1 protein-coding gene is annotated in these 690 nt (G+C 68.0%); it reads right to left on the reverse strand.

All coding sequences use genetic code 11. The annotated features are described in order from the left end of the window. Window positions 1–690, reverse strand: a 690-nt coding sequence (locus NP552_RS25845) for an AMP-binding protein (protein ID WP_274097324.1), incomplete at both ends; no start/stop codon positions are given.

The following is a 690-nucleotide window of genomic DNA, read 5'->3' on the forward strand; positions in this document are numbered from 1 at the left end:
TGCTGCGCGTCCACCGGCAGGGCCTCGCCGCTGCAGACGATGCGGGTGAGGCTGGTGCAGCTCGGCACACCGGCATCCAGCAGGAAGGCCTGCAGCATCGACGGTACGAAGTGCAGGGTGCTGACCTGGTGCTGGTTGATCAGCGCCACCAGCCTGGCCGGGTCACGGTGGTCGCCAGGAGCAGCGACCACAAGGCGCGCACCGGTCATCAGCGGCCAGAAGAACTCCCACACCGACACGTCGAAGCTGAACGGGGTCTTCTGCAGTACCGTGTCGCTGGCGTCCAGGGCGTAGGCCTGCTGCATCCAGCACAGGCGGTTGGTGAGTGCGCTGTGGCGGTTGCCGGCGCCCTTGGGATTGCCGGTGGAGCCAGAGGTGTAGATGACGTAGGCCAGGTTCTCCGGGTGCAGGGCAATGTCCGGGTTGCTCTGAGCGTGCTCGCACAGGTCCAGTGTGTCCAGGGCCAGCAGCGGTAGGCCTTCGGGCACCGGCAGCTGTGCCAGCAGGCGCTGCTGGGTCAGCAGCAGGGCGATGCCGCTGTCGTCGAACAGGTAACCCAGGCGCTCGCGCGGGTATTCCGGGTCCAGCGGCACGTAGGCGCCACCGGCCTTGAGGGTCGCCAGCAGGGCGACGACCATCTCGATGCTGCGTTCCATGGCGATGCCGACCAGCACGTCGGGGCCGACACCG

The organism is Pseudomonas sp. 8209 (assembly GCF_028682105.1).
In the GTDB taxonomy this organism is placed as follows: domain Bacteria; phylum Pseudomonadota; class Gammaproteobacteria; order Pseudomonadales; family Pseudomonadaceae; genus Aquipseudomonas; species Aquipseudomonas palmensis.